The organism is Bacteroides sp. AF39-11AC (assembly GCF_003474285.1).
Taxonomy (GTDB): Bacteria; Bacteroidota; Bacteroidia; order Bacteroidales; family Bacteroidaceae; genus Bacteroides.
The window spans coordinates 383,154-383,388 of the sequence record NZ_QROH01000008.1 but is presented as its reverse complement, the minus strand read 5'-3'; the positions used below and the strand labels follow the sequence as shown (position 1 = coordinate 383,388).

Sequence of the window (235 nt, the reverse complement as noted above, 5' to 3'; positions counted from 1 at the left end):
CATAGGTGTGTTGGGTACGTTGTTAGCCTGTACAGAACAAATGCTGCACGACGATAATTCGCCTACGGACGAACTCACCGTATCAGTAGCCCGAGAATGGTATGATAGTCAGTATGCTCCAATAGTAATGACACGTACCTGTGAGGAGGATGGGAAAGAATTGCCTGTAAAGCCTGATTGGGAAGGAGCTAAAACGAGTTCTTGGGGGCGATTTGAAACCGTGGAAACTCCTATT

The 235-nt window shown here is 46.8% G+C and carries 1 protein-coding gene; it reads left to right on the top strand.

Annotated features, from left to right (window positions below):
• Positions 1-235, top strand: a 235-nt coding sequence (locus DW036_RS25590) for a hypothetical protein (protein ID WP_369906807.1), incomplete at both ends; no start/stop codon positions are given.